This is a genomic window from Terrimonas pollutisoli (assembly GCF_029360765.1).
GTDB classification, from domain to species: Bacteria; Bacteroidota; Bacteroidia; order Chitinophagales; family Chitinophagaceae; genus Terrimonas_B; species Terrimonas_B pollutisoli.
In genome coordinates this window covers 1-7,839 of sequence record NZ_JARKNA010000043.1, presented here as the reverse complement: position 1 = coordinate 7,839, position 7,839 = coordinate 1, and the positions used below count along the sequence as shown (strand labels likewise).

Annotated in this window: 4 protein-coding genes and 1 pseudogene; all 5 read left to right on the top strand. The window is 42.2% G+C overall.

All coding sequences use genetic code 11. The features are described from left to right. Positions 1–106 (top strand): annotated as a pseudogene (locus tag P2W73_RS26160) (IS982 family transposase); the annotation flags it as partial. A 155-nt stretch (positions 107–261) separates the two neighbouring features. Continuing rightward, positions 262–900, top strand: a complete 639-nt coding sequence (locus P2W73_RS26155; protein ID WP_276505060.1) for a TetR/AcrR family transcriptional regulator — start codon at positions 262–264, stop codon at positions 898–900. Continuing rightward, positions 881–2,317 (top strand): TolC family protein, encoded by a 1,437-nt coding sequence (locus P2W73_RS26150; RefSeq protein ID WP_276505059.1) that lies wholly within the window; start codon positions 881–883, stop codon positions 2,315–2,317. Before P2W73_RS26155 ends, P2W73_RS26150 begins: the two co-directional genes overlap by 20 nt. Before the next feature lie 33 nt (positions 2,318–2,350). Then, entirely contained in the window at positions 2,351–3,574 is a 1,224-nt protein-coding gene (locus tag P2W73_RS26145) for an efflux RND transporter periplasmic adaptor subunit (RefSeq protein WP_276505058.1), read from the top strand. A gap of 417 nt (positions 3,575–3,991) precedes the next feature. Then, the gene (locus P2W73_RS26140) at positions 3,992–7,573 is read left to right on the top strand and encodes an efflux RND transporter permease subunit (RefSeq protein WP_276505057.1); all 3,582 of its coding nucleotides are present in this window, start codon (positions 3,992–3,994) and stop codon (positions 7,571–7,573) included. Positions 7,574–7,839 lie beyond the last annotated feature (266 nt).

Here is a 7,839-nt window from a genome sequence, read left to right as displayed (position 1 = left end):
AAAGGCGCTATTCCTTAGAAAAATACACGCAGTGACCTTTAAAGGATTCCTGCTCAAACTGGTAATGTTTATTCTGGCTTTTACACTGAATAAGCTTACCAATTAACTAGCAACTTGAATTAATTAAACAATAAAAAATAAACAGATGAAAGCGAACGCCTGTTTGAAAGGTGAAATAATTGTTATAAGCAGCAAAAAAACGAATCGGAAACTTTGGCAACGAAAAAAGTTTCCATAGTTTTGGTCCTCAATTCTGAGTTAATGGAGCCTAAAGAACGAATACAGGCAAAGGCGCAGGAACTCTTCCTGCAGTTTGGGATCCGGTCGGTATCAATGGATGATATAGCCAATCACCTGGGTATGTCCAAGAAAACATTGTACCAATATTTTGCCGACAAAGACGAGTTGGTAGATGCAGTAATACATAGCCATATCAATGAGATAGAAAATGAATGTGTTAAGTGCCGTATAAATGCAAAGGATGCCGTTCATGAAATTTTCCTGACAATGGAGCATATCGCCGACGAGTTGAGTAATATGAACCCGATGGTTTTATATGATTTGGAAAAATTTCATCACCGGGCTTACCAGCGGTTTAAGGAGTATAAGGACAAGTTTTTGGCGGAAATGATTCGTAAAAACCTGGAATGGGGAGTAGATGAGGAATTGTATCGCCCTGAAATAAATAAAGATGTGATATGTAAATTCAGGCTAGAGTCGCTGATGATACCTTTTAATGTCAGCGTCTTTCCTCCCGGCAAATACAGGCTCGCTTCAACTTCCGAAGAAATCATTCAGCATTTTATATACGGTCTGGCCACTATCAAAGGACATAAACTGATTCAGAAATACCAGCAACAACGACAAAAAAATCTTAACCATGAAGAGCGCAAAAAGTAATCGATCGGTTTGGCTGATAGCAATGGCTTTTTTTCCGGCTGTTGTGATGGCACAAACATCGTTCCCTGCAAATATCGACAGCTTAACGACAAGACGATATGAGTTTTCCTTGCATCAGGCTGTTGATTATGCTAATAAAAATAATGTACAGGTAAAGAATGCTTTGCTTGATGTAAAGCTTCAACAGCAGGTAAACAGGGAAGTGACAGCCAATGCCTATCCGCATATCAATGCAAACGTTAATACAAGCTACAATCCAAATGTAGCTACACAGGTAATACCCAATTTTATTTCACCAGCTACTTACCAGGTTTTAATAGATGAAGGAGTGAAGGGGAACAATGGTCCTATACAGATGCCGTCTGACTTTGGGTTTATTGCAGCACAGTTTGGAACAAAATATAGTGCAACGGCTGGTATCAGCCTGAGCCAGATACTTTTTGATGGCCAGGTGTTTGTTGGTTTACAGGCCCGTTCTACCACGCTGGATTGGAAGAGAAAAAATTTGGAGGTAACAGAAGAAATGATAAAAACCAATATACACAAAGTGTATTACCAGTTGGTAGTGAGTAAAACCCAGATAGAATTACTGGATGCTAATATAGAGCGTCTAAAAAAACTGCAGCATAATACAAAAGTCATGTATGAGAATGGGTTTGCTGAAAAATTAGATATAGATAAAATAACTGTGCAGCTAACCAATTTGGAATCTGAGAAAGTGAAGGTGCTGAATACGGTTTCTAATGGCTATTACGGATTGAAAGTATTGCTGGGCATGCCCGTTATGGATGAATTGATTTTAACAGATACGCTTAGCTACGACCAGATCAGGGATGGCTTACTGGAAGTAAGTGGGTATAAATACGAAGACCGGAAAGAATACCAGTTTGCAGAACTTGGAAAAAAACTGAATGAGTATAATATAAAAAGATACAAACTAAGCCAGATACCAACTCTGTCGCTGAATGGAAACTATGCAAAAAATGCTCAACGGGATAAGTTCAATTTTACGAACAAAGGGCCATGGTATAGTATCTCATCGGTGAGTCTGAATTTATCTATCCCGATCTTCAATGGATTTGCTACCCGGTCAAAGATCCAGCAGGCGCAAATTGAATTGCAAAAAACAGAGAACCAGATCGACGCTTTAAAACTTTCTATTGACAGTGAAGTGGCCAGTGCAAAAAATAATTTTCGTTCGGCTATTTCTACGCTGGACTTTCAAAAAGATAATATGGCATTGGCAGAAAGAGTGTATGAGCAAACGCAAAAAAAGTATGAAGCGGGAACAGGATCGCAAATTGAAATTACCAATGCTCAAACAGATCTGAAAGCAGCACAAACAAATTATATCAACGCCCTGTATGACGCCATCATTGCAAAAACTGATTTTCTGAAAGCAACGGGTAAACTTTAAAAAACCAAAACAATGACCTATAAAATAAATAGCATGCAAAAGATATTAAACATAACCGTGGCCGCTACGGTCATGCTGCTCCTCACCGCCTGCGGCAGCAGCACCAAAGATGAAAAGGCCGAAATCGCCGATTTGAAAGCAAAGCTGGAAAAATTAAAAAAAGAAAAAAGCGGGCTGGACCTGCAGATACACCAGGTCGAAGAACAACTCGCTAAAGCAGATCCATCATCGGTACAGGTGCAAAAACTGGTATCTGTTGATACCATACGGATCCAGGATTTTACTCACTTCATCGAACTACAGGGTAAGATCGATGCGGACAATGTAGCATATGTATCACCAGCGGGAATGGGCGGTGTTATTAAAGCTGTATATGTAAAAGCAGGTAGCAGGGTAAGTAAAGGACAAACTCTTTTAAAATTGGATGATGTATTGGCCCGGCAGGGAGTTGTGGCCGCTCAGCAGCAGGCAGATGTATTGAAGGCAAGGCTATCGCAGGCGCAAACAATTTATGATCGCTATCAAAATCTGTGGAAACAAAATATCGGCACCGAGTTGAATGTGATCAATGCCAAAGCTGAAGTAGATGCATTGCAAAGCCAGTTGAAAGCAGCTGAGGCGCAGGTGCGTTCAGCACAGGAACAGTTGAGTCAAACAAATGTTACCGCACAGATCAGCGGAATAGTAGATGAGATAAATGTAAAAGTGGGTGAGTTCTTTTCACCGCAAACGGCAGCTGATCCAAGAGTTGGTCAAATAAAAATCGTCAACAACAGTAGTATTAAAATGGTAACGGATGTACCTGAAAATTATGCATCAAGAATCAAGAAGGGTGATGTGGTAGAAGTAGTGGTGCCTGAATCTGGAAAGCCGGCTTACAAGTCAACAATCAATGTGGTAGGTGCGGCTGTTAATCCTACCACCCGGTCGTTTACGGTAGAAGCAAAATTACCATCTGACCCCATCCTGAAACCTAATCAGCTTGCCACTATGAAGATCCGCGACTACGAAGCTAAAGCAGCCGTAACAGTACCGGTGAACGTGGTGCAAACAGATGAAAAAGGGAAGTATGTATATGTAGCTGAGAAGTCAGGTAATAAGATAGTGGCAAGAAAGAAGGTTGTGGTAGCGGGTGAAGCATATAATGGTTTAATGGAAATAAAAAGCGGGTTAGCAGGTGGAGATATCATTATAACAGAGGGTTATCAGACAGTATATGATGGGCAGGTGGTAGCAACAAACCCCCAAACCCCCTAAAGGGGGCTTTCTGAAGCACAGCCCTCGCGGCCCCCTTCCGACTTCCCCCGATAGGGGAAGCCACCAACACACAGCCCTCGCTTTTTGAAAACTCCGCTAACAATCGGGGACTTCGAAAATGTTGACTAGAGAAATAAAGATGAAGTGGAAGTTATACAGCTTGGATTTGCAATGCGGCACCGCTCTTTCCCTAAGGGGAAAGAGAAGGAGATTGGGGCTGATGTGATAGTGATGAAGTTTGGATTTGCAAATGCTACACTAAGAGGGCTTCCCCTCCTTGGAGGGGTGAATTTAATCCTTTAAACGACTGGGGTGGGTTGACGATTAGCGAACAGAACAACGAAAGGAGCGCAACGAAAGTTGATCAGGGATATGTCGCTGGCGCCAAAATCAATTGACGATAAAAAAATACTTCAAATGAAAATTGTAGAAGGAGTTACAAAAAAGTTTAAACAGTTTGGACCAACAAGCTGGGCTGTTGATAACAAGACTGCGATCTATGTTATTGCCATTATTATTTCCATTTATGGCCTGATTAAATTCAACAGTATGCCGAAGGAGCAGTTCCCGGATATTGTTGTGCCCACGATTTCTGTCGCAACGGTGTATGTAGGTAATTCTCCAAAAGATATCGAGAACCTTGTTACACGGCCTATTGAAAAAGAATTGAAAGGAATTAGTGGAGCCAAGGTTAATAAAATTCAAAGCACTTCGCAGGCAGATTATAGTTTGATAGTGGTGGAGTTTGATACGGATGTAAAAACAGACCTGGCAAAGCAAAAAGTAAAAGATGCAATCGATAAAGCAAGAGCTGACTTGCCAACTGATCTCACACAGGAACCAGATGTGCAGGAGTTCGCTTTTAGTGAAATACCGATCATGTTTGTGAACGTGAGTGGAGACTATGATGGGATCAAACTGAAAGAGTATGCTGATAAAATGCAGGATCGTTTTGAAGAATTAAGTGAGATAACAAGAGCTGAAATAGTAGGTGCACCGGAACGGGAGATACAGGTAAATGTTGATCCGGGCAAAATGGCTGTATCAAGAATCAGTTTTACCGATATTGAAAATGCTATTGCCCGGGAGAATATGGACATCACCGGGGGATTGATTGAGACCGGTACGATGCGGCGTACATTGAAAGTAAAGGGTCAGTTCAACAGTGCTGAAGACCTGAAAAATATAGTGGTAAGAAGCAGTGCACAGGGAGCTTCAGTGTACCTGAGAGATTTTGCTGAAATAAAGGACACGATAAAAGAGAAAGACAGCTATGCCCGGTTGGATGGCAAGAATGTGGTTACACTTAACATCGTAAAAAGAGCGGGGGAAAACCTGATCAACGCAGCCGATAAGATTAAAGCAGCAGTGGCGGATATGCAGGAAAAAGAAGACCTGCCCAGGGATTTGAAAGTAGTGATCACGGGTGACCAAAGCAAGCAAACAAAAACTTCTTTTAATGAACTGATCAATACGATTATCATCGGCTTTATCCTGGTGTTGATCATCCTGATGTTCTTTATGGGTGTTACCAATGCCTTCTTCGTGGCATTAAGTGTTCCGTTAAGTGTGTTTGTAGCTTTCCTGTTTTTACCAATCGCCGACGGAATTATTGGTACCAGTGTTACACTCAACTTCATTGTGTTATTTGCCTTGCTGTTTGGTTTGGGTATTATTGTGGATGATGCCATCGTGGTGATTGAAAATACGCACCGGATTTACAACAATGGTAAAGTACCGGTAGTGCGAAGTGCCAAAGAAGCGGCAGGTGAAGTATTCATTCCGGTGTTAGCCGGTACAGCTACTACGCTGGCGCCATTCTTTCCGTTGTTATTCTGGAAAGGATTGATCGGGAAATTTATGATCTACCTGCCAACAATGCTTATTCTAACCCTGGCAGCTTCATTGATCGTGGCATTTATTTTCAACCCGGTTTTTGCGGTAAGCTTTATGCAGCCGGAAGGAAAAGAATATGAAAAGCCGAAGAAGGCGGTTTTTAGAAATAAATGGTTCCTCACCTTCTCAATTGCAGGAGTTCTTTTGCATTTGCCCGGTTTCCATGGCACTGCGAACTTTTTGCTGCTGATGGCCATCCTGATGGTATTCAACTCCTATTTGTTGAATGACTGGATTCACGCCTTTCAGCAAAAAGCATTACCTGGCCTGATGAACCGTTATGAAAAATTATTGCGCTGGGTGTTGCAGGGCAAACGTCCGGTGTGGGCCTTTGTCTCCCTGTTTGCTGTGTTCATCGTCGCTTTATCCATGTTGATGGCAAGGGGAAATAAGCAAACCTTTTTCCCAAGTGGTGATCCAAATTTTGTATATGTATACCTAAAACTTCCGGTTGGTACGGATGTAAAGCATACGGATAGTGTCACAAGAATACTGGAGAAAAGAGTGTTGAAAGTGTTGGAAAAAGAAAAGCCCGGTGCTGAAGGCAGCATTGTGGAAAGCGTTATTTCCAATGTGGCGGTAAGTGCCAATAATCCCAGGGATAATAATCGAAGTGTGCAGTCGAATCTCGGTCGTATCCAGGTATCGTTTGTTGAGTTTGAAAAAAGACATGGCAAAAGCACGATGCCATTTAAAGACTCCATCCGGGAAGCAATGAAAGGTATACCAGGTGCCAGTATCGAAGTAGCGCAGGAAGATGGGGGACCACCCACGGATCCTCCTGTAAATATTGAAGTAGTCGGTGATAATTTTGAAAACATCGCATCAGTAGCTACACAGTTGTATAATTATTTGGACACAAACCGGGTGGAAGGTGTCGAAAATCTTCAACCCGATGTTGATTTGAATAACCCTGAGATCACAATCAACGTGGATCGGGAGAAAGCCATGATGGAAGGTGTGTACACGGGCCAGCTGGGGATGGAGATAAGGGCCGCTATTTTTGGAAGAGAAGTGAGTAAAATAAAAGACGGCGAGGATGAGTATAAGATCCAGGTTCGTTATAAAGAACTATTGCGCAATAATGTGACTGACCTGATGAACATGCGGATCACATTCTTTGACATGAACACCATGCAGGTAAAAGCATTGCCGCTCAGTGCCGTGGCCAGTGTTGATTATACCAACACCACCGGTGGTGTAAAAAGAAAAAATGTGAAACGTACTATCCAGTTACAAAGCAATGTGCTGGATCCAACTATGGTAGCACCGATCAATGCAGAGTTAAAAGCGAAGATTGAGGACTTTAAGAGTAAGGTCAAAATACCGGCTGATGTTACTATTCGTCAAAGCGGTCAAAGTGAGCAGGAAGCAGAAACCAATGCCTTCCTGGGAACAGCTTTCATGATCGCCGTGGGGCTGATCTTTTTGATCCTTGTATTGCAGTTCAACTCGATGAGTAAACCCTTTATCGTCGTTACCGAAATCTTCTTCTCAGTGATCGGTGTCCTGATTGGCTATGCTGTTACCGGTATGACCATTGCTACCATCATGGTGCTGGTGGGTGTAGTAGGTTTGGCGGGTATTGTTATTAAGAATGGTATTCTGCTGATCGAGTTTACCGATGAACTGCGTGGCCGTGGCATGCGGACAAGAGAAGCGGCCATACAGGCAGGTAAGATCAGGATCATCCCGGTGTTGCTGACAGCGGTCGCAACCATACTTGGGCTGTTACCCCTTGCCGTTGGCTTTAATATTGACTTTGCCGGTATGTTTCAGCATTTGAGTCCAAATATTTTCTTTGGTGGTGATAGTGTAGTGTTTTGGGGTCCTTTAAGCTGGACGATCATATTTGGATTGATCTTCTCGTTCTTCCTTACCCTGATGATGGTTCCGAGTATGTACCTGATTGCAGAAAGGCTAAAGAGACCCATGGAGAGGTTTTATGGCACACGTTTCATTGCCTTGCTTGGATTTTTAGGCCCTCTGTTTTTCATCTTTGTTGGAATAATGTTCCTGGTTCGCAGGTTGCAGGGCAAAAAAGTATGGATGGGTAAATTGAAACCTGTTCCTGAACGGATATTGGCTGATGAATATATTTAAATTTATTCTACTGCGGATTGATACTGTAAATGAAATATTTGGTTAATAAAAGCGGGGCGTTCCGATTGAGGAGCACCCCGCTTTTAATTTTTTTTAAAAAAAATTGCGGGTTTGTGCAGCAGAACAAAACCTTCCCTTGTCCTGTTTTCGTCACTGGGACACCCAAGCTAAATTTCAAGGTTAAAAAGCTCAACTAATTCAGATTGCTCCTCGTTTTTAATGACCAACCTGGAATATTTGTTTTTTGAGTAAGGGGTTGTGATTGT

Excerpts from the sequence above, each read along its gene's own strand:
- P2W73_RS26140 (WP_276505057.1), top strand. The coding sequence starts at position 3,992 with ATGAAAATTGTAGAAGGAGTTACAAAAAAGTTTAAACAGTTTGGACCA.
- P2W73_RS26150 (WP_276505059.1), top strand. The coding sequence starts at position 881 with ATGAAGAGCGCAAAAAGTAATCGATCGGTTTGGCTGATAGCAATGGCT.
- P2W73_RS26155 (WP_276505060.1), top strand. The coding sequence starts at position 262 with ATGGAGCCTAAAGAACGAATACAGGCAAAGGCGCAGGAACTCTTCCTG.
- P2W73_RS26145 (WP_276505058.1), top strand. The coding sequence starts at position 2,351 with ATGCAAAAGATATTAAACATAACCGTGGCCGCTACGGTCATGCTGCTC.